Raw genomic sequence first — 22146 nt, forward strand, 5'->3', positions numbered from 1 at the left:
TTAAACTGCGTAGGTTTTTGTTGACATAAGTGATTGACCCAGCGGTTTTATGGATAAATTTTCCACCGATGTGGTTTTTTCATTTCCTTCAATCAACTCTATTTCAGTTGTCTTGTTTGAAGCCCCCTTTTTATTATTTTTCGTTGATTCATTTGGCTCTTTTATCAACTTTGCATTTTCACTTTTAACTTGTGTGTTTTGCTCAAGCTCATTTAAAGTAAGATCTGTATTAACTTCGACTACACCATGCTTATCTGCATGGTTTATCTCATTTAATTGAGCTGTTGAAGTTGCTGTCTGCGCTTCCTTTTTTGCTAGCTGTAATGCTTTTTCTTGTCGCTTCACTCGCGCTTCTATTTTTTCTTCACGCTTTTGAATCGTCATTGCTAATTTATCTAATTCAGGTTGGTACTGTTTTATCTGCACTCTTCTTAGTTGGTGGTTATAAGCTTGATGAATTTGGCTCGACGCCTCATATTCGCCTAAAGTGACCAAACTTAATTGCTCTGCATTCACGCCATGATCAATTAAAAAGGTTGCAACATTTTGAGCACGTTTTTTAGCTAAGCTTAAATTGTAAGTTGCACGGCCCGATCTATCTGTATGACCAATAACCTGCCATTTTTGATCGCTATTTTGTGCTTTTATTTGTTCCGCAACTTCAAGTAGTTGTATCTTATATTCTGGCGCTATCTTGGCTGATGAAAGTTTAAAAAGGACATTATTGCTTTCTATTTTGTCTACACTAGATGCTGAACCGATTGCTTGTTCATTCACAGCAGCAAGTTTATGGCTCTCATGCTGTTCTGTGGTTTGCATCTGTGTATCGTCTACTACTGCATCATCTAATAGATTGTTTTCTGCAATAGCCGCAAGTTGCTGAGCATCGGTTGTTAATAAACTATCATCTTGTTTTTGAGTTAAGTAAGTAACATTTTCATTGGCAGTTTGTTGAGATGTTTCAACTAAAGTATATTCAGTTAATTGATCTGTATATTGTGATGCTGAACGTTCAGTTCGATATTCTTCTAATAAAACTAATCCGCCCGTGATTGCAGAAAGTACTACTACGCTAAGTACTGCTTTGTTAAAGTTTGATAATGATTTTTGTGTGTTTTTTTTCATAATGTTTACCCCTTTAGAATAATAAGTGCAACTCAGTTGCTGTTTTAGTGTCTGTCGTTGTTGATGTCAGTATTAAAACAAATCTAAATGGCAAAATTAGGGGCAGACAATGGCAAAGCAATGATCAATTATGTCCAAAAAATGGCAATTGCTTTATTTCATGTTTTTACACACATTCCAGGTAATAAATTTTGTATACTGCGTTTCTCCACAATACACATTGATTAATAAACAAGGATAGCCACCAGCATGAAACGTATTGCTATAATTGAAGATGACCACGCTATTCGTGAAAATTACATAGACTTAATGCAGCGCCATGGTTATCAAGTAAATGGTTATTCAACACGCGATGAAGCTTATCAAGCATTTTCTATTCGCTTACCTGATTTAGCTATTATCGATGTCGGTTTAGGCAATGAATACGATGGCGGTTTTACTTTATGTCAGCAATTACGTCAGTTATCAGCCACCGTTCCTATTATATTTTTGACTGCTCGTGATAATGATATGGATAGTATTTCAGGTTTACGTTTAGGTGCCGATGACTATTTAAGTAAAGAAATTGGTTATGCACATTTAATGGTGCGTATTAGCGCCTTATTTAGAAGAGTTGAATTAAGCCAATCGATGGTAACTTCTGAATCAGCCGTTCTGCAACGAGGCGCATTAACGATTGATAATGACAAGATGCAAATCAGTTGGGATGGACAGTTATTAGATATCACTATCACAGAGTTTTGGATCATTCATGCGTTAGCTAATAAAGCGAGTGTTGTAAGAAGTCGCCAACAGTTAATGAAAGATGCCAATATGGTGGTAGACGATAATACTATTACTTCACATATTAAGCGGATCCGAAAAAAGTTTTTACAAATTGATCCTGAATTTGATGAAATTAAAGCTATTTATGGCATGGGATATCGTTGGGATATTACTGCAGATAAACCAGAGCTTAAATCATAATGCAATTTAAATGGGGATTACGCAGTAAATTACTGACACTAAGCAGCTTATTATTATTGCTACCTTGGTTTGCTTATCAATTCATTGTACAAATGGAAAACTTTTTACGTGAAGGACAACAACAAACATTACTTGGTACAACCAGTGCTATCGCCATGACTTTACATGAAAGACCTTCATTGTTTAATGAAGATATTAGTTTTTTACCAGATGTAAAAAAAGGTCACGATTTATATGTTTACGATTTAGCCGACCCGATCACGCTTGATGCTAACAATGATGATTGGGGAAACATTAAAAACTTTAAAAATACCTACCCCAGTCATTTAAATACAGACAATCACACAAATAGCGATAAAGTCTATTTTAATCAGTCCATTGGTAAGAAATCTGGTTACCTCTATGCTTATTTTGAAGTGTTTGATTCACATCCGAGTAGGCGTAAAAGTGGTGATCAAAATATGACACATAACGATCATCTAATACTCGCCATGAGTGCCCCAACGGGTGAATTAGAACGCTATATAATTTCCGTTAGCAATGATGGCTGGTTTAATGCTTATCGCTATCCACAACACAGCATATATGCTAAAAATTTAACCCGAGAAAAGTCCATTCAAGGTATTTGGAAATCAACTGAATACGGGTATAACATAGAGCTACGAATGCCTTTAACTTTATTAGGCAATAAATTAGGCTTTCAACTGAATACCGTTTCGGATCCTGACACGGGTAAAATAGATCAAACCATTGGCACATCCAATGTATTAGACATTGATAAATTAGGCAGTGTATTAATTCCCTCACCTGAAATAAAAAACATCTTATTAGCCATGAGCCATACTCGTTCAAGATTATGGGTTGTTGATAGACACCAACGAGTAATTGCAAAAGCCGGTGATATTCATCAAGCCACAGGTGTTTGGCCTGAAGAGCTAGCAACACAAACAAGCGCTTCTTTTTGGTCGAAAATAACAGCTAGCTTATTAACCCCTATCTACGATCTATTATTAGACAAAGCAGATAATAGTTTTATTGATGATATAAAAAACGATACGCAATTAAAAAATTCATTAGTTGAACAAGCGCTATTGGGAAAAGCAGTTACACAATGGCGACTCAGTGCAGATAAAAAAGTCTCTATTTTAAGTGCTGCTCACCCGATATTTATGACACCTAGTGGTCATGTTAAAAGCAATACAGATAACCAAGAAAATAAACAAATTGTAGGTGTTGTTATTGCAGAAGAAACAAATCACGGCATTTTGACGTTACGTAATCAAGCATTACAAAAAATGTTTAATGTATTACTCGCCGTGATATTAATGGCAGGCATATTATTATTTTTATTTATCTCCACCGTAGTAAGCCGTATACGAAAATTACGAGATCAAAGCGAGCAGATACTTGACCAACATGGACGTTTAAATGGTGAGTTTCACGCAAGTCCACAAAGTGATGAAATTGGAGATTTATCACGCAGCATGGCTGATATGGTAAAACGTTTAGGTCAATATCACCATTATGTTGAACAGCTCTCTGCTCGTTTATCACATGAATTACGCACGCCAGTTGCGGTTGTTCGCTCTTCTTTAGAAAACTTAGCCTTGTTACCTGCAGATAATGAACAACAAAAATATATACAACGCTCTCAGCAAGGTATTCAACGTCTTAATAAAATTCTAACAAGCATGAGTGAAGCAAGCCGTATTGAGCAAAGTTTGCAACAAGCTGAAAAAGAAAGTATTAATCTAAGTACTCTAATAAACAGTTGTTTACAGGGATATGAGATGATTTATCCAGATGCTCATTTTGATAAAAAAATCACCGATGAGCAGTTGATGATAAATGCAGATCCCGACTTTTTAGTGCAGATGTTGGACAAGGTTATCCATAATGCGATTGAATTTTCTGTGCATGATAATGCAGTTAAAGTCTCCTTAATAAAACAACAACAGAGTGCTCAATTAAGTATTGAAAATATAGGCCCGTTACTTGTTAATGAAAACAGCCAAGACCTATTTCAATCTATGGTCTCCATTAGACCCACTTCTCAGCAACATGATACTCATTTGGGGCTGGGTTTATACATTGCAAAAATGATTTGTGATCACCACCAAGCAACGTTATCAATTAGCAATAATAGTCACTTGACTGGGGTAACGGTTACTATTACCTTGCCTCTCATTAATCTTTAACCATATTCAAAGGCTGGAAATTTCATGCGCGTATTTGCTACTTCAGAAAAAGCAGAATTTGCTCTACAACAACTGACACAAGTTCAGCATCATTTTGTAACTGCTTTAGCACAACTCTCTACCGGTACTCATTTCAAATCCGTATCATGGTTACGAGATAACGGGAAACACGGTGGAGGTGAACGTTTTCAAGCAAGTGATAATATGGTATTTAATCGAGCATCTGTGAATGTGTCACAAATACACTTTGAAGATGATCCTGATAAAAACTTTTTATCTGCAACAGCCTTATCCACCATTATTCATCCTCAACATCCACTAGCACCGTCAATACATATTCATGTTAGTTGGACTGAATTAAAAAATGGACAACAATATTGGCGTTTAATGGCAGATTTAAACCCAGCGATTGAAGATAAAGCCGATACTTTGTTATTTAATACCATGCTGCAACAAGCAACGGGAGAATATTTTGAAAGTGGTATTCAACAAGGTAATCAATATTTTTATATTCCTGCATTAGAAAAATATCGAGGTATCAGTCATTTCTATTTAGAAGGTTTTACTGGAGATGAAAATACACCAAAGCACTTTGCTATCGATTTTGCTCAACAAGCGATTAACTGTTACATCAGCATATTAAACGATAAATTTAGTCGCTTAGCCCCACCTTCTGATGAGGAGTTACAGCAACAACTCGACTATCACACACTTTATTTTTACCAAGTATTAACCCTTGATAAAGGAACTACAGCCGGGTTGTTAATACATAACCAAAATGATGTAGGGACATTAGGTTCATTACCCGCTTATATTAATCGAGCTTTATTAGCGAGCTGGATAACATCATCATTACCCGCACAACAACCTCTTGTTAAAGTATTAGTTGAATTATTGCCCGAGCAGAAAAGTGTGCATATTACCCCTGAGATAAAAACAAATATTGCAAATGCTATTCGCCAGCATTATTTATAAGAGCTGCTGATTTCCTATAGCATTTTGGCTATCAAGCAAATATGCATGAAAAATGTTTCATTGTATTTATTTGATAGCCAAGCAGTTTCAACTACTGCTTTACTTCACCTTTCTATACTTCTAAAATCATTGCTCTTTATATCAAACGTAATAATTATGTCAGTTTGTGTTATGCGGAATAAGCACAAATTTAATAATGTATTTAATTATATAGATATCTTTGATATTACCCCCCTTTTTATTATGCGGAGCACTTTATGAGCAGCAAATTAACGATCACTCGTCCAGACGATTGGCATGTACATTTACGCGATGGTGAAGTATTAAAAGATACCGTACGTGATACCAGTCGTTATATGGGTAGAGCTATTATTATGCCAAATCTTGTGCCACCAGTAATGACAACTGACAGCGCATTAGCTTATCGTGAACGTATTTTGGCAGCACAGCCAAAAGCGACATTTACTCCTCTTATGGTTATTTACTTAACAGATAAAACAACAGCAGAAGAGATCAAAAAAGCGAAAGCCTCTGGGCATGTATATGCTGCAAAACTTTATCCTGCAGGCGCAACAACAAACTCTGATTCAGGTGTGACTGATTTTAAAAATATCAAAGGTGCACTACAAGCAATGCAAGAAGTAAATATGCCTCTGCTAGTACATGGTGAAGTCACAACTCATGATGTCGATATTTTTGACCGTGAAGCAGTTTTTCTGAAAGAAGTATTAAGCCCAATTGTAGAGGCCTATCCAAACTTAAAAATAGTACTTGAACATATCACTACCGCTAATGCCGTAGAGTTTGTTAATCAAGCAAGTGCTAATGTTGCTGCAACAATCACTGCACATCATTTAATGTTTAACCGTAATCATATGTTAGTTGGTGGTATTAAACCGCACTTTTATTGCTTACCTATTTTAAAGCGTAATACACATCAGTCAGCATTAGTTAAAGCAGCAACTAGTGGCAGTAAAAAATTCTTTTTAGGAACGGATTCTGCGCCACATGCTATTGGTGCAAAAGAGTCAGCATGTGGTTGTGCAGGCTCATACACTGCTTTTGCAGCCTTAGAGTTATACGCAGAAGTATTTGAAGCAGAAAATGCTTTAGATAAATTAGAAGCATTTACTAGTTTTAATGGTCCTGATTTTTATGGGCTACCGCGTAATGAAGATACCGTTACAATAGAAAAAACATCATGGCCTGTTCCTGCAACGTTAACCTTTGGTAATGATGTTGTTGTGCCGATTAAAGCAAATGAAAGCATCACTTGGAAAATAGTGTAAGCTTATAATATATTTAGGGGTTATATTTTTTAAGGTGGTTTAAAAGCCACGCCCCTAACATCAAAATTGCTACTAGGTAGCTTAAAAAGCTACGCCCCTACATCAAGATTGCTATTAGGTAGCTTAAAAGCTACGCCCCTACATCAAGATTGCTACTAGGTAGCTTAAAAGCTACGTCCCTACATCAAGATTGCTATTAGGTAGCTTAAAAGCTACGCCCCTACATCAAGATTGCTATTAGGTAACTTAAAAGCTACGTCCCTACATCAAGATTGCTATTAGGTAGCTTAAAAGCTACGCCCCTACATCAAGATTGCTACTAGGTAGCTTAAAAGCTACGTCCCTACATCAAGATTGCTATTAGGTACCTTAAAAGCTACGCCCCTACATCAAGATTGCTACTAGGTACCTTAAAAGCTGCGCCCTACATTAAGATTCGTATTAGGTAGCTTCAAAGCCACGCACCTAGATCAAAAAAGGCGAATGAAAATTCGCCTTTTAAAAGTTACGGCTAATATTTAGCCTTAATACTTCTTCATTAATGGAATGGGAAGAAGTAAGACATCCATGAAGACATACGTAATAAGACTCTACGCATTATGGCTACATGATGGAACGAATCTGAATAAATAGCTGTTTGACCATAAGCACCACCCGGTAATAAATCTCGATACTCATCAAAACGAGGATCATCAATTTCAATCACAACAGGTACTCGACCCGGCATATCGATCGCATTAAAATTAATCAGTCTTCCTGAGGCTTGCACTTCACCTTCTGCTAAAACTGGTAATACTTGTACCACTTTACCCGTAAACACTTTACCTGGGATGCCATCAAAAGCCATTTCAGCTTCAAAACCCGCTTTTAAACGTAAAGTACTGTTTTGACGATACCAACCGACATATCTAAATGAATCTTCTTGTACAAACACCATGGCAGGACGTAACGGCATAGGTACAACATACAAACCAGGAAATACCATCATTTGAGTAACATAACCATCTGTTTGTGCTCGAACAACGGTATTGTCTAAGTTGTATTTAGCACCCTCTAATTGTGCTTTTAAGTTATTCACTAACGAGGTTTGCGTATCAACACTTTCTTGACTACCTAATCTTTTACGTCTTAGCTCTCTTGCGCGTTGTAAATCCTTTTCAGCTTTGATTAATTGAGCTGATAATGCATCAACTTGAGATTGAAAAGGAACGGGATCAATAGTAAATAATACGTCGCCTTTTTTCATCGGTGTATTTGCTTTAGCTTCTACTGATACCACTGTGCCACGAACAGAAGGCATAATAGGTGTCGTGATAAAATATTCGCGGCTTGCTTCTGAATAAGGATGGTTATAATTCATCAACATAATCAGGGTACCAATTAATGCAATGCCCCCTAATACAGCAGTTGGAACAGTCCATTTATTCAGTGGTATTTTAAATACTTTAAAAATAACCAGACAAACAGCGGAATAGGTTAAAACCAATAATAGATCCATTATTTATCTCCTTGCTGTTCAGCAATAATCGACTCACCTGAAGGCTCAATTGTCTCGCTTGAAGTATATTCTTTAGTTGTTATAACGGCTTGTTGCTGTTTTAAAGCAGCTTCTAATGCTTCAACACGGTTTTGCAATTTAATTAATTGCATGCTGTTATCATTATTATTTTCTTGTGCTTGTTTATCAGAAAAGCCCCAGCCTCTATCTTCTCGATATAACGTCGCCCAGATCCATAAAAATGGCCAAAGTACGTGCAGTGTTAAAAGGCTGATCCAACCCGCGGTATGAATTGCATCTTGTTGGGGGTGATTACGTTTTCTAGCAATATCGTAGGGAATATCATGGATCATGATAATACCGTAGAAAAGTGTTATTGCTGCGAAGATTAATATTCCTAAGGCTATGGTTTCAAGCATAATGATTCCTTTCATTTAAAATTAATTTATTATCACAGAAATAAAAAATCCCACAAAGAGATTTACTTTAAATTTGCAAAGTAATCACAAAATGGGATTAATAAGGTTGTTTATTAACCTATTTATCTTCAAATAAAGGCATTTTTTTAAGGAAAGTTGTCAATAAGACAATACGTGTACCATTAACTCGTCCTTCAATATGCTCAGGATTATCTGTTAACGAGATATTACGTACAGGTGTTCCACGTTTAGCAGTGAAGTTAGCGCCTTTTACTTCTAAATCTTTAATCAAGGTAACATTATCACCAGCGACTAAGATTGCACCATTTGAGTCACGAGTTGGAGCAACAGCTTCAATCTCATCAGCAGCAACGCCATAGTCAGCCCATGCTTTTTGCTCGTCTTCCATATACATCATGTCTAACAAGTCTTGCGCCCAACCTTCACCTGATTTACTCAAACGAGTTAATAAACGAAAAGCGGTAACTTGTACTGCTGGCACTTGACTCCACATACTGTCATTCAGACAACGCCAATGGTTGTTATCCATTTCACTGTTTTTTTCAATTTGTGACAAACAAGTAGCACAAACTAATACAGATTTATCAGAGTTAGGCTCTTTAACAGGTGGAACTTCAAAAATAGAAAGTGCATCTGTTGATGAACATAATTCACAGCATCCATTACTGCGTTCTGTTAAAGCGGCATTGATTGGCATAGTAAGACCTTAATTTTTATGAGTTTAATTTTGGGCGCTATTATGCCCCCTTTTGTGTACAAAAAAAACTACCTAGCCCTTTTTATATTAATCATGGTAGTGAGTTAATAATAGCTAGGGACAAATTGTATTTGGTGTTCCATTTACTTGTGAGTCTATTGTCATTAATAAAGAGTAATCATTAATATGAGCCGGATCTAACAAATCATTTTCTAGTGATATAAGTGCCACACCACCAGCAGAACTTTGTGCATATTGTGTTTTATCTGTTGCTGTCGGAATACCATTATAATAATAGAAAGTACGTGCTGCAGTTCTATCTAAACAAACATCAGAATTTTTATGAGTGAAGATATCTTCAAAAGTTTTAGTCTGGCCATCTGTGCTTACTCCCTGTGCAGGGATCGCAACAACCAGTTTATTTTTAACTATACAACGCTCCTCCTTCCAATAAACCACAGATTCTTTCATATCCTCTAAGTTATCATCACTATCGTTATTTGCTTTTTCAAGCGTTAATATATTGATAAAATCAGCATGCTCTAAGGCATCATCAGAGACCGCATCGGTTAATGAGCTATCATCACCCGCATTGACTACAAAACTTAATAGTTTATTTTCATCATGTACAGTCTCTTCAATCGATTCAATTAACGTTTCAAAATCATCCTCATCAGCAGCACTAGGAAATTGCCAATTAATGTCTATTCCATCAATGGAATAATCATCAAATAAACTTTTAATGGCTCTTTTAAAGGTTAATGTAGCAGACGAGCTGTTAGCAATCGCTTTAAATTCGCTTCCTGAGCTACCAATTGAAAAAAGAACTAATGTACCTGTATTCGCTTGAGTAACCGCGTCCATTAGATCATCTAAGTCATTATCGAGATCACTTGAAATTTCGAGAGTACCATCAGCATTCACAGCAATTTTGTCGTAGATAATATGCGTTAACATTGAAAAGTCGATTTCATCGACAACATCTTCATCAAGATCAGATAAATAAGCAATTTGCTTAAAATCTACTGGCGTAGTATCAGCATCACAAACAACGGGGTCTTTAGTCCAATTATCTCTGATAAAGTCACGCGTCTTACAAGAGATTAATGAGAGCGAAAAAGCACAGATAATAAGGCATTGAATTGATTTTTTATTTGTAAATAACTGCATCACTATAAATTGTATCCATTAGACATTTTTAATATGAGTAATAATATCACTTACCTTAAGGGGGCAAGCAAGTTAAAATGATTAAATAACTCTTCCGCATCTCATCAAATAGGCAAACGCTATGAATGAAGTATTAAATATCGCAGATCAAACCTTAATTTTACATCGCCACCCGCGCAGAAAAAATGAAACATTTCAAGCTTGGGACTCTGCGGATGAATACTTAATTAATCATTTTAACGATAGTGAACTAGGTCAATACATTACCGATGATGGACAACTACTGATCATCAATGATGGTTTTGGTGCTTTAAGTTGTTACTTTAAAGACTTTGAAAGAACAGTTGTATCGGATTCATTTTTATCTGTTGGTTCAATCAAATTGAATATGCAACGTAATCGTTGTGGACCAGAGTCATTATTAATTCAAGATAGCTTACAAAGCCTACCAACGAATGCAAAAGTTGTATTAATCAAAGTGCCTAAAACACTGTCATTTTTAGAGTATCAATTACAGCAGCTAAGTGCGGTTATCAGCGATGATACGATTGTTGTCGCTGCGGGTAAGGTTGATGCGATTCATAAATCTACTTTGGCTTTATTTGAAAAATATATTGGAACAACAAAAACTTCACTTGCAAAGAAAAAGTCTCGTCTAATCTTTAGCTTGGTTGATCAACGTGAAATAGCAGAAACTGAAATAGCAACGACTTGGGATATTGAACGCCAAGGTTGGACTATCCATAACCATGCAAATGTATTTTCACGTAACCATTTAGATATTGGCGGTCGTTATTTAATGGATAACTTGCCTGAAGGCGATTTCACCAAGGTTATCGATTTAGGTTGTGGTAATGGTGTTGTTGGGATGGCAGCCGCAGAAGCTTATCCAAATGCACAAATTACTTTTATTGATGAGTCATACATGGCAGTAGATTCTGCCCGTATCAACATGTTAAAAAACTTCGAAGAAGAACGCTCTGATAATACACGTTTTGTAGTTAATAATGGGTTAGTTGGTTTTAAAGGTCGTAGTTATGATTTAATTCTTTGTAACCCTCCATTCCACCAACAGCATACTATTACGGATCATATTGCATGGAGCATGTTTAACGACGCTCATTTTTGTTTAGCAGTTAATGGTGAATTAGTTATTGTGGGTAATCGTCATTTAGATTATCAAGATAAATTAGAGCGTATTTTTGGTAATTGTGAATTAATTGCTGAAAACAAAAAATTTGTTATTTTACATGCGGTCAAAATGGAATAGTTCAAACTAGGCTATACACAGAAAATAAATATTGATGCCATTCTTTTGAGTGGCATTTTTTATCTCTTTCATTTTTAAGAATAAAGAGGTTTATTTCCCGACACAAAAGCTTCATTAAACTTTCATATAAAATCTACCTAGCATTCATATTCTCCCATTAATCTGTCTTCGATTTATCAACTAATGACAAGGATTGACATGAACAGTAGTAAATTTAAAAACCTTAATAAAACTCACTTTAAACCACTAGCAACCAGTTTAATTGTAAGCACACTATTAATTGCCTGCGCTGCAGATCAAAAAAACAATAGCATCAGCTATACACCTACTATTGAAAATCAAACCGATATAACGCCAGTTTCATTGGATATTAACTTAATTGGACGTGCTGTTTTAGGAGCTCAATCTGCAGAAGGTGCCGCTGAAATTGTGCAATATCATCAAGCGAGCAATAGAGTTTATGCAATCAATAGTTCAGGTCATGAAGCGACAATAGAGATCCTTAATTTATCTGATATTAGTGCCGGTGCTTTAACTAAAAATGACCAAGGTGTTATTAACAATAGCAATCTAATAGTCGAGAAAACTTTAAACTTAAATTTACATACTCCAGGGGATGCAAATAGCATTGCCATTTCAGACAAACTGGATCTTTTAGCCGTTGCTCTTGCTGCTAAAGACGTCAACACAAAAGGTAATATTGCTTTTTATAATATTGCCGGTGCAACGCCTGTCTTCATTAAAAATATTGAAGTAGGTTATTTACCAGATATGGTTACCTTCTCTCCTGACAGCAATAAGGTCATTGTTGCAAATGAGGGAGAACCAAGTGGTGATTATTCATTTGATCCTGAAGGCACTATTTCAATCATTGATATTAACAATGCCGTTATTGCTGATACTGCTACAGAATTAAACTTTAATGCCTTTAATAACAAGCAAGCAGAACTTGAAGCGCAAGGTGTTGTGTTTGCTAATCCAAGTGGTCGTACAATTAAAGGCAATGTAATTAAAACAACCGTTTCTATGGATTTAGAGCCTGAATATGTTGCAGTAACAGAAGATAGTTCAACAGCTTATATCTCTTTACAAGAAAATAATGCAATTGCAGTAGTTGACCTTACTAACAATACACTCGTTGAAATCCTTGGTTTAGGTTTCAAGGATTGGAGTAAGTATAAAATGGATGCTTCAGATAAAGACCAAGGTATTAACTTTCAGCAATATGACAATTTATACGGAATGTATCAGCCCGATACATTAGCAACATATAACGTTAATGGTCATCAATACATTGTCTCTGCAAATGAAGGTGATGGCCGTGAATACTTCTTTGATAGTCCAAATGAAAGCGCTTGTTTAGCTGATGGAGGTCTTGCTTATGATAAAGAAGATGGTTGCTTATCTTACATTGATGAATCTCGAGTAAAAAACTTAACTTTAGATGCCACTAGTTTTGCCAACGTCAATAATGATGACAATGACATAGGACGCTTAATTGTTAGCACAGTTAAAGGTGATACGAATAATGATGGTAAATATGAACAACTTTATACTTATGGAGCTCGCTCATTTAGTATTTGGGATAGCCAAGGTGATGTTGTGTTTGACTCCGGTGATGATATTGGTTTAATAACCGCTAAAATTCACGGTGAAGCATTTAATAACAATGAAGATGAAAACAAAGGTGATACTCGTTCAGACGCTAAAGGTGCTGAACCTGAAGCATTAGCATTAGGCACGATTGATGGTAGAACTTATGCATTTATCGGCTTAGAACGTATGGGCGGCATTATGGTTTACGATATTACCGATCCACTTAATGCAACTTATATTGATTACTTTTATAACCGAGGAACAATAGAAGGCGAAGGTATCACTGGTGATTTAGCTCCTGAAGGCATGGCATTTATTGAAGCCACAGCCAACACCCCTGCTCGTTTAATAGTAGGTAATGAAATTTCAGGCTCTGTTTCAATATGGGAAATTGTGACCAAAAATATCGAATAATAATGTGTCGACTCGTATAACAAAAAGGCTCATTTCACATTGAAATGAGCCTTTTTACATCAAAATAATTAATCAATTTTTATAAATTAGTATCTGAGTTACCGTAAGGATATTTGATATGACCATATCGGATCACTAATATAGCAATCACAATAATCAAAATAGCAGCAGCTAAACCTAACATTCTAACTGTATCTAAATTTTTCATATCTAAAATCATGTAACGAGCTAAAGCAACAACTGCAATATAGAGTGGCATTCGAACAGGTAAACGTCCTGATTTTAAATACAACCCAACCATGGCAACCACTTCTAGGTAGATGAAAAGTAAAAGTAAATCTGCCAAAGTAATGGTTGAATCTTGCACCATATGCCAAATTTCATTAGCCATCGCGACCACAGTTAATATAGCAATGGTAAATAATCCTAGCGCCTCAACCAAAGCGAGGGCTTTATAACCCGACTTTTTAAAATCAACCATAATATATCCTTTTAATATGACTTAATTCCGCTTAATTACGCTCACAATACTGTTAACAAATAATGAGAGAATGACGGATCAATTTTGTTGAGCGTCATTTTGATGAACGAGCATCATATATTTATTTTTTAGTTTTATTTTTTACTACCGTCTGCTTTAACACAGGTATAGATCTGCTTGTTAGATTTAGCTTTCGCCTTAAGACTTGTTTTACTTAAGGTTAGAATTTGAGCTGATTCATTTACTTTTTTAGGAAAAAAGCTTTTTAAATTCAATATCTGATCTAACTCTGGATTGCTGACATTAACAAAAGTCAGCTCCGTAGAAGACATGGTTAGTTGATCCCCTTTTAATTTCCAGGTTGAGCTATCTGTCGCTTTGTATGTAACAACAGGCATACCGGGAATAGTAAATAATGCTGTACCAAAACCTTTAGACTTACCGTTATTAAGAAAATTAACCGTATAATTTACTTTCACTTTTATCTGCGTTTTAGGATCAATCACTTCATCTTTACAGTGCCAGTAACCATAAATGTTATCTTTGTTAATACTTTTGTTTTTCGCAACAGCATTGGCAGAGTTTGGTGTCGTCGCAAATGATGAAAGTGAAAAAGCAAACATTAATAAGGGTAATGTTTTAATGATCTTCATACTTGGATCCTTATGGAAAATGCTAATACCTGTACTTATGTAGAAACCATCAATAAACAATTTTAATAATAAGATTAAGAGCTTATTTGCTGTATTAATAGCACTATTATTGTTGTTAACATAATATAATTTACAATTATGTCGTTCCACTTAAATAGATGGTTAGATGAATTAGAGTTAAGTGGCTTAAAAGCCACTTTCCTAAAATCTTCACTACTTTATACTTCTAGTTTCTAATAGCATTCAGGTTAATTAGATTGTTAGATTAATTAGGATTAGGTGGATTAAGTACTAGGTGGCTTAAAAGCCATGCCCCTTAGCACTAGCCTGTAAGTTTTTTCTATTCCAAAATAAGTAAAAAAAGCCCCGCAAAATAGCGAGGCTCAGAGTCATTACAGCAACTAATTAAAAGTGGTATAAATTACCAACCAGTAATTTCACGTAATGCTTTGCCGATATCGGCTAAAGATTTAGTCGTTTTAACACCTGCATCTTCTAGCGCTTTAAATTTATCTTCAGCTGTTCCTTTACCGCCAGCAATGATTGCACCAGCATGTCCCATACGCTTACCAGCAGGAGCCGTAACACCCGCAATGTAAGAAACAACAGGTTTAGTTACATTTGCTTTAATAAATGCAGCCGCTTCTTCTTCCGCAGTACCACCGATTTCACCAATCATTACGATTGCTTCTGTCTCAGGATCTTCTTGGAATAATTTTAAAATATCAATGAAGCTTGAACCTGGGATTGGATCACCACCGATACCAACACAAGTCGATTGGCCGAAACCTTCATCAGTTGTTTGCTTAACAGCTTCATAAGTTAATGTACCTGAACGCGATACAATACCTACTTTACCTTTCTTATGAATGTGACCTGGCATAATACCAATTTTACATTCATCAGGAGTGATAACACCTGGACAGTTAGGGCCAACCATTACAACACCAGCTTGATCTAATTTAATTTTAACAGTCACTAAATCAAGTGTTGGGATACCTTCTGTAATAGTGACGATGAATTTAATACCTGCATCAATCGCTTCTAAAATAGCATCTTTACAAAATGGTGCTGGTACGTAGATTACTGAAGCCGTTGCGCCAGTTGCTTCTACTGCTTCACGTACTGTATTAAATACAGGAAGACCTAAATGTGTTTGACCGCCTTTACCAGGAGAAACACCACCTACCATTTTTGTACCGTACTCAAGAGCTTGTTCTGAGTGGAAAGTTCCTTGACCACCAGTGAAACCTTGACAAATTACTTTAGTGTCTTTATTAATTAAAATACTCATTATTTGCCACCTACCGCTTTCACAGACTGCTCAGCCGCATCTGTTAATGATGTTGCTGCAATAATATTAAGACCTGACTCAGCTAAGATCTTACGACCTAGCTCAGCATTGTTACCTTCTAAACGAACGATAACTGGAACTGAAACACCTACTTCTGCAACCGCACCAATAACACCATCAGCAATTAGGTCACAACGAACAATACCGCCGAAGATGTTAACTAAAACAGCTTTAACTTTATCGTCAGAAAGAATGATTTTGAATGCTTCTGTTACACGTTCTTTAGTTGCACCGCCACCAACATCAAGGAAGTTAGCTGGGTTACCACCGTGTAAGTGCACGATATCCATTGTACCCATAGCAAGACCAGCACCATTCACCATACAGCCAATGTTTCCGTCTAGTGCTACGTAGTTTAATTCCCACTGTGCAGCGTGCATTTCACGTTCGTCATCTTGCGTTGTATCGTTAATCGCTAAAAGCTCTTTTTGACGGTACATTGCATTTGAATCGATAGAAATTTTACCATCTAAACAAATTAGATCGCCTTCACCTGTTACTACTAATGGGTTGATTTCTAATAAAGATAAGTCTTTCTCTTCAAAAATAGTCGCAAGACCTAAGAAGATTTTAGTAAATTGACCAACTTGCTTACCAGTCAAACCTAATTTGAATGCTAATTCGCGACCTTGGTACGCTTGTGCGCCAACCAATGGGTCAATAGTTGCTGTATGAATTAATTCAGGAGTCTCTTCAGCAACTTTCTCAATCTCAACACCACCTTCAGTTGAAGCCATGAAAGTAACACGTTGTGAAGCACGATCGATAACCGCACCTAAGTAAAGCTCATTTGCAATATCACTACAGCTTTCTAATAATAATTTATTAACTGGTTGACCATTTGCATCTGTTTGATAAGTCACTAAGTTTTGACCTAACCACTTATGTGCAAATTCACGAATTGATTCTTTAGAATCAACTAATTGAACACCACCAGCTTTACCACGACCGCCCGCATGTACCTGACATTTAATTACCCATTTGTCTCCACCTAATTGAGACGCAGCGTTAACCGCTTCTTCAGCGCTATCACAAGCCATACCTTGTGGAACCGGTAAACCGTATTCTTTAAATAGCTGTTTTGCCTGATATTCATGCAAATTCATGTTTCATTTCCATCTGTTTAGTTAAACTTAGTAGCTCGAAAGCCGCGAGTGTAAAAACAATTTTTTGTTTCGCTGCTTAGCTAATAAGCAGCGAATAGATTTATTTAGTACTTATACATCTAATAAAAGACGAGTTGGATCTTCAAGTAACTCTTTAATTGTTACTAAGAAACCAACTGATTCTTTACCATCAATCAAACGGTGATCGTAAGAAAGTGCTAAGTACATCATTGGTAAAATTTCTACTTTGCCATCCACTGCCATTGGGCGATCTTGGATTTTATGCATACCTAAGATAGCTGCTTGTGGTGGATTGATAATAGGTGTTGAAAGTAGTGAACCAAATACACCACCGTTAGTTACCGTAAAGTTACCGCCCATCATCTCGTCAACGGTTAATTTGCCGTCACGACCTTTGATTGCTAACTCACGAATACCTTTTTCAATTTCAGCAACACTTAAAGTATCTGTATCACGTAAAACAGGTGTTACTAAACCACGAGGCGTTGATACAGCAATACTGATATCAAAGAAGTTGTGGTAAACAATGTCAGTACCATCAATCGCAGCATTAACTTCAGGGTAACGTTTCAGTGCTTCAGTAACAGCTTTAATATAGAAAGACATGAAACCTAAACGAATACCGTGTTTTTTCTCAAATACATCTTGGTACTGCTTACGAAGATCCATGATTGGTTTCATGTTAACTTCGTTAAATGTTGTTAGCATTGCTGTTGAATTTTTAGCTTCTAATAGACGCTCTGCAACACGCTTACGTAAACGAGTCATTGGAACACGTTTATCACTACGCGCAGCCACTGCTGCAACAATATCAACTTTAGGTGCCGTTTCATCTTGGTTTTTAGCCTTACGGAAGTTATCAACGTCTTCACGTGTAATAACGCCACCTTTGCCAGAACCTTTAATATCACGAGCATCTATGCCTTCTTCAAGCATTAAACGACGTACTGAAGGACTTGCATCAGCTGTTTTTGCAGGCGCTTCTTCAACAGGAGCAGCTTCTTCTTTAGCAGCTGGTGCATCACCCGCTTCTAATTTAGCTAATAACTGTTTTGATAGAACGGTTGCACCTTCATCTTCAATTATTTCTTTTAAAACTCCTGATGCTGTAGCAGGTACTTCAAGCACAACTTTATCAGTTTCAATTTCCACTAAAACTTCATCACGCTCAACAAAGTCACCAGGTTGTTTGTGCCATGTAGCAACTGTTGCATCTGCAACTGACTCAGGCAATTCCGGAACTAATACTTCAATCATAATTAACACTTCCTACTGTAATAATTTGTGACTCAATAAATTTAAATAGTTTTGATTATTCTTCTTCAAAACCAAGCGCTTCATTTACTAGTGCTTTTTGTTGTTTAACATGCAGTGACATATAACCTACCGCCGTTGATGCTGATGCTGCTCGACCGGCATATTGCAAGCTTGCACCTTCAGGCATCACACCACGGAAGTGATGTTGACTACAATACCAAGCGCCTTGATTCTGAGGCTCTTCTTGACACCATACAAATTCAGTCACATGGGCATATTGTTCAAGTAACGCATTCACTTCTTCAGTTGGGAATGGGTATAGTTGTTCAATACGAATAATGGCAACATTATTAAGTTCTTCAGCACGACGTTTTTCTAATAGTTCGTAATAAACCTTACCACTACATAAAACGATACGGTCTACCGCTTTAGGATCTAACTCATCAATTTCACCAATGGCATTTAAGAAAGTGCCAGAAGATAATTCATCTAAGCTTGATACTGCTAAAGGATGACGTAATAAAGACTTAGGTGACATTACGATTAATGGACGACGCATTGAGCGAACAACTTGACGGCGTAACATATGGTAAACCTGTGCTGGTGTTGAAGGTACACAGACTTGCATATTATGCTCAGCACATAATTGTAAATAACGCTCTAAACGAGCTGATGAATGCTCAGGACCTTGACCTTCATAACCATGCGGTAATAAAACAGTCAGACCACACATACGGCCCCACTTTTGCTCACCCGATGATAAAAATTGGTCAAATACAACTTGAGCACCATTTGCGAAGTCACCAAACTGTGCCTCCCAAATACATAAACCTTTTGGCGCAGCTGTGGAATAACCATATTCGAATGCTAAAACCGCTTCTTCTGATAACACAGAATCGTATACGTCAAAATGCCCTTGATCTTCCGAAACATTTTTTAATGGTACGTATGTTTTTGATTCAGTTTGCTCATGCAAAACAGCATGACGATGGAAGAAAGTACCACGTCCAGAATCTTGACCTACTAAACGAATATTGTATTTAGAATCAAGCAATGTTGCATAAGCGAGGTTTTCAGCAAAACCCCAATCACATAATTTTTCACCACGCGCCATTGCAAGACGGTCGTTATAAATTTTGTTGATACGAGAATGTTGTTTTTGCTCTTCTGGATATTGGCTAATTGATTCGGCTAACTCAACTAAACGTTCTTTTGGAAAAGCCGCTTCATAACCAGCGTCCCAATCATGTTTTAGGTAAGGAGACCAATCAATTGAATGACCTTGTGATGCCTGCCATTCTTTAACAACACACTCACCGTTATCTAATGCATCTCGGTAATCAGACACTAATTGTTTAGCAAAAGCAGCATCAATAACCCCTTCACTTTCTAATTGCTTAGAGTAGATGTCACGAGGTGTTGGATGTTTTTTGATTTTTTGGTACATCACAGGCTGTGTTGCACTTGGCTCATCAGCTTCATTATGACCATGACGGCGGTAACAAACTAAATCGATCACTACATCACGTTTGAATGTGTTGCGGAAATCAAGAGCGATTTGAGCCGCATGCATTACTGCTTCTGGATCATCTGCATTAACATGGAAAATAGGTGCTTGGACCATTTTTGCAATATCAGTACAGTAACGAGTAGAGCGAGTATCTTCAGGGTTAGAAGTTGTGAAACCAATTTGATTGTTAATAACAATACGAACCGTACCACTTACTTTGAAAGCACGTGCTTGTGACATATTAAATGTCTCTTGCACAACACCTTGACCTGCAATTGCAGAGTCACCATGAATGGTAATAGGTAATACACTTTCACCAATACCATCTAAACGTTCTTGACGTGCTCGTACTGATCCTAAAACAACAGGATTAACGATTTCTAAATGAGATGGGTTAAATGCTAATGATAAATGCACATTACCTTTAGGTGTTTGGAAATCACTACTGAAACCTTGGTGGTATTTCACATCACTAGAACCATCGATATTAGCGTGTTTACCAGCAAACTCATTGAATAAATCTGTTGGTTTTTTACCGAGCACGTTTACTAACACATTCAAACGACCACGGTGAGCCATACCAATAACAACTTCTTGTGCGCCTTGCTCACCTGAACGGCGAATAATTTCTTTCAGCATAGGGACAAAAGAGTCACCACCTTCTAAAGAGAAACGTTTTGCACCAGGAAATTTAGAACCGATGTAACGTTCTAGACCTTCTGCTGCTGTTAACTCTTCTAAGAAGCGGTGTTTTGCTTCATCACTGAATGATGGGCTACTTTCACTTGATTCAATACGATTTTGTATCCAACGTTTCTCTTCGGTATTCGTGATGTGCATATATTCCACACCTAACGAACCACAATAAGTACGCTTAAGTGATGCTAATAAGTCTTTTAAAATCATAGTTTCATTGCCAGCAGCAAATGAACCTACATTGAAATTAGCATCTAAATCAGCCCCGCCTAACTCATGATAAAATGGGTCTAATTCTTTAATCGTTTCATGTTTAACCAAACCAAGTGGATCTAAATTAGCAACTTCATGACCACGGTTACGATATGCCCCGATCAATTGTAATACTTTCACTTGTTTTGCATCATTGTGAACAGCACCTTCAGGCGGTGTAAAACATTTTGGCGCTTTTGCTGCATGTTTCATCTGTTCACGGATAACCGAGTGACGTTCTTCTGGAGAGTCACTCACACTTGGTAATGCATCAAAGACTTCACGCCAATTAGCGTCCACTGAAAGTGGATCGTCTAAATAAGACTCATAGATGTCTTCGATGTAAGTAGAATTTGCCCCGGAAAGATGCGATGAGGCTAACCAAGTTTCCATTACATTAGTTGGCATTAAAATTCCTTATTCCTATTTATTGTTTAATTATTAAACGTAATTAAACAGCGCGTTGTAATAACATAGATTTAATTTTACCAATCGCTTTGGTTGGGTTTAATCCCTTAGGACAAACACTAACGCAGTTCATGATACCGTGACAACGAAAAACACTAAAAGCATCATCTAAATTCGATAAGCGTTCTTCAGTTGCACTATCTCGACTATCGATAAGGAAACGGTATGCAGCTAATAAACCAGCTGGACCAATGAACTTATCTGGGTTCCACCAGAACGAAGGACAAGAAGTTGAACAACATGCACATAAAATACATTCGTACAAACCATCTAGTTTTTCGCGTTCTTCAGGAGATTGTTTAAACTCCCCTGCTGGCGGTGTGTTGCCATCAGTAATTAAAAATGGTTTCACCTTTTCATACTGCGTATAAAACTGTGTCATATCAATCACTAAATCACGTACTACTGGTAGACCTGGTAATGGTCGCAACACTATCTTACCTTTAGAAAGTAAATCAGACAGTGGAGTAATACAAGCTAGTGCATTTTTACCATTAATATTTAAACCATCACTACCACAAACTCCTTCACGACATGAACGACGGAAAGAAAGTGACTTATCTTGCTCTTTTAATGCAATCAATGCATCTAGTACCATCATGTCAGAACCTTCAGGTATTTCAAGGCTCATCTCTTTCATTGATGGCTTATCATCAATATCAGGGTTGTAACGATAAACAGAAAATATAACTTTCATAATTTAAAACCTT

At 36.7% G+C, this 22146-nt stretch carries 18 protein-coding genes; 6 read left to right on the forward strand and 12 right to left on the reverse strand.

Features of this window, described 5'->3' with window-relative positions; genetic code table 11:
- The gene (locus E2R68_RS06165) at window positions 1-1125 is read right to left on the reverse strand and encodes an OmpA family protein (protein ID WP_134276617.1); all 1125 of its coding nucleotides are present in this window, start codon (window positions 1123-1125) and stop codon (window positions 1-3) included.
- A gap of 249 nt (window positions 1126-1374) precedes the next feature.
- Here E2R68_RS06165 and pdsR point away from each other — a divergent pair, with 249 nt between their 5' ends.
- The 4 genes from pdsR to pyrC all read left to right on the forward strand — a co-directional run bounded on the left by pdsR (window position 1375) and on the right by pyrC (window position 6553).
- Window positions 1375-2091 carry a proteobacterial dedicated sortase system response regulator gene (gene pdsR, locus E2R68_RS06170; RefSeq protein ID WP_134276618.1) on the forward strand — a complete coding sequence of 239 codons (717 nt, stop codon included), beginning with the start codon at window positions 1375-1377 and terminating at the stop codon, window positions 2089-2091.
- Window positions 2091-4289: a proteobacterial dedicated sortase system histidine kinase gene (pdsS, locus tag E2R68_RS06175; RefSeq protein ID WP_243834617.1), complete on the forward strand. Its 2199-nt coding sequence runs from the start codon at window positions 2091-2093 to the stop codon at window positions 4287-4289. The genes pdsR and pdsS overlap by 1 nt, the downstream gene beginning before the upstream one ends.
- A 24-nt stretch (window positions 4290-4313) precedes the next feature.
- The gene (locus tag E2R68_RS06180) at window positions 4314-5264 is read left to right on the forward strand and encodes a coproporphyrinogen III oxidase (protein ID WP_134276620.1); all 951 of its coding nucleotides are present in this window, start codon (window positions 4314-4316) and stop codon (window positions 5262-5264) included.
- A 257-nt stretch (window positions 5265-5521) separates the two neighbouring features.
- Window positions 5522-6553 (forward strand): dihydroorotase, encoded by a 1032-nt coding sequence (gene pyrC / locus E2R68_RS06185; protein ID WP_134276621.1) that lies wholly within the window; start codon window positions 5522-5524, stop codon window positions 6551-6553.
- A gap of 538 nt (window positions 6554-7091) precedes the next feature.
- On the opposite strand, the gene E2R68_RS06190 is transcribed toward pyrC, so the two are convergent.
- The 4 genes from E2R68_RS06190 to E2R68_RS06205 form a co-directional block, all read right to left on the reverse strand.
- Window positions 7092-8051: an HlyD family secretion protein gene (locus tag E2R68_RS06190; RefSeq protein WP_134276622.1), complete on the reverse strand. Its 960-nt coding sequence runs from the start codon at window positions 8049-8051 to the stop codon at window positions 7092-7094.
- Entirely contained in the window at window positions 8051-8470 is a 420-nt protein-coding gene (locus E2R68_RS06195) for a DUF3302 domain-containing protein (protein WP_134276623.1), read from the reverse strand. The genes E2R68_RS06190 and E2R68_RS06195 overlap by 1 nt, the downstream gene beginning before the upstream one ends.
- A 118-nt stretch (window positions 8471-8588) precedes the next feature.
- The gene (locus E2R68_RS06200) at window positions 8589-9188 is read right to left on the reverse strand and encodes a PhnA domain-containing protein (RefSeq protein ID WP_134276624.1); all 600 of its coding nucleotides are present in this window, start codon (window positions 9186-9188) and stop codon (window positions 8589-8591) included.
- Window positions 9189-9302: 114 nt separating this feature from the next.
- A complete protein-coding gene (locus E2R68_RS06205) occupies window positions 9303-10358 on the reverse strand; it encodes a glycosyl hydrolase family 18 protein (protein ID WP_134276625.1) in 1056 nt (351 codons plus the stop codon).
- A 121-nt stretch (window positions 10359-10479) separates the two neighbouring features.
- Between E2R68_RS06205 and E2R68_RS06210 the strand changes: the two genes are divergently transcribed.
- Both E2R68_RS06210 and E2R68_RS06215 read left to right on the forward strand, forming a co-directional pair.
- Window positions 10480-11628, forward strand: coding sequence for a methyltransferase (locus E2R68_RS06210; protein WP_134276626.1), 1149 nt, complete (start codon window positions 10480-10482; stop codon window positions 11626-11628).
- Window positions 11629-11826: 198 nt separating this feature from the next.
- Entirely contained in the window at window positions 11827-13638 is a 1812-nt protein-coding gene (locus E2R68_RS06215) for a choice-of-anchor I family protein (RefSeq protein ID WP_134276627.1), read from the forward strand.
- Between the two features lie 79 nt (window positions 13639-13717).
- Here the strand turns inward: E2R68_RS06215 and E2R68_RS06220 are convergent, their stop codons facing one another.
- From E2R68_RS06220 to E2R68_RS06250, 7 genes are all read right to left on the reverse strand, one after another.
- Complete coding sequence (locus tag E2R68_RS06220) at window positions 13718-14119, reverse strand: phosphate-starvation-inducible protein PsiE (protein WP_134276628.1); 402 nt, start codon at window positions 14117-14119, stop codon at window positions 13718-13720.
- Between the two features lie 134 nt (window positions 14120-14253).
- On the reverse strand, window positions 14254-14772 hold the full coding sequence (locus E2R68_RS06225) for a hypothetical protein (protein WP_134276629.1): 519 nt from the start codon (window positions 14770-14772) through the stop codon (window positions 14254-14256).
- Window positions 14773-15193: 421 nt separating this feature from the next.
- Window positions 15194-16066, reverse strand: coding sequence for a succinate--CoA ligase subunit alpha (gene sucD / locus E2R68_RS06230; protein WP_134276630.1), 873 nt, complete (start codon window positions 16064-16066; stop codon window positions 15194-15196).
- Window positions 16066-17232 (reverse strand): ADP-forming succinate--CoA ligase subunit beta, encoded by a 1167-nt coding sequence (gene sucC, locus E2R68_RS06235; RefSeq protein WP_134276631.1) that lies wholly within the window; start codon window positions 17230-17232, stop codon window positions 16066-16068. Before sucC ends, sucD begins: the two co-directional genes overlap by 1 nt.
- 111 nt (window positions 17233-17343) lie before the next feature.
- On the reverse strand, window positions 17344-18510 hold the full coding sequence (odhB, locus tag E2R68_RS06240) for a 2-oxoglutarate dehydrogenase complex dihydrolipoyllysine-residue succinyltransferase (RefSeq protein WP_208380135.1): 1167 nt from the start codon (window positions 18508-18510) through the stop codon (window positions 17344-17346).
- Window positions 18511-18565: 55 nt separating this feature from the next.
- On the reverse strand, window positions 18566-21376 hold the full coding sequence (gene sucA, locus E2R68_RS06245; protein WP_134276632.1) for a 2-oxoglutarate dehydrogenase E1 component: 2811 nt from the start codon (window positions 21374-21376) through the stop codon (window positions 18566-18568).
- Between the two features lie 43 nt (window positions 21377-21419).
- Window positions 21420-22133 carry a succinate dehydrogenase iron-sulfur subunit gene (locus E2R68_RS06250; protein WP_134276633.1) on the reverse strand — a complete coding sequence of 238 codons (714 nt, stop codon included), beginning with the start codon at window positions 22131-22133 and terminating at the stop codon, window positions 21420-21422.
- Window positions 22134-22146: the final 13 nt, after the last annotated feature.

The organism is Psychromonas algarum (assembly GCF_004376845.1).
In the GTDB taxonomy this organism is placed as follows: Bacteria; Pseudomonadota; Gammaproteobacteria; order Enterobacterales; family Psychromonadaceae; genus Psychromonas.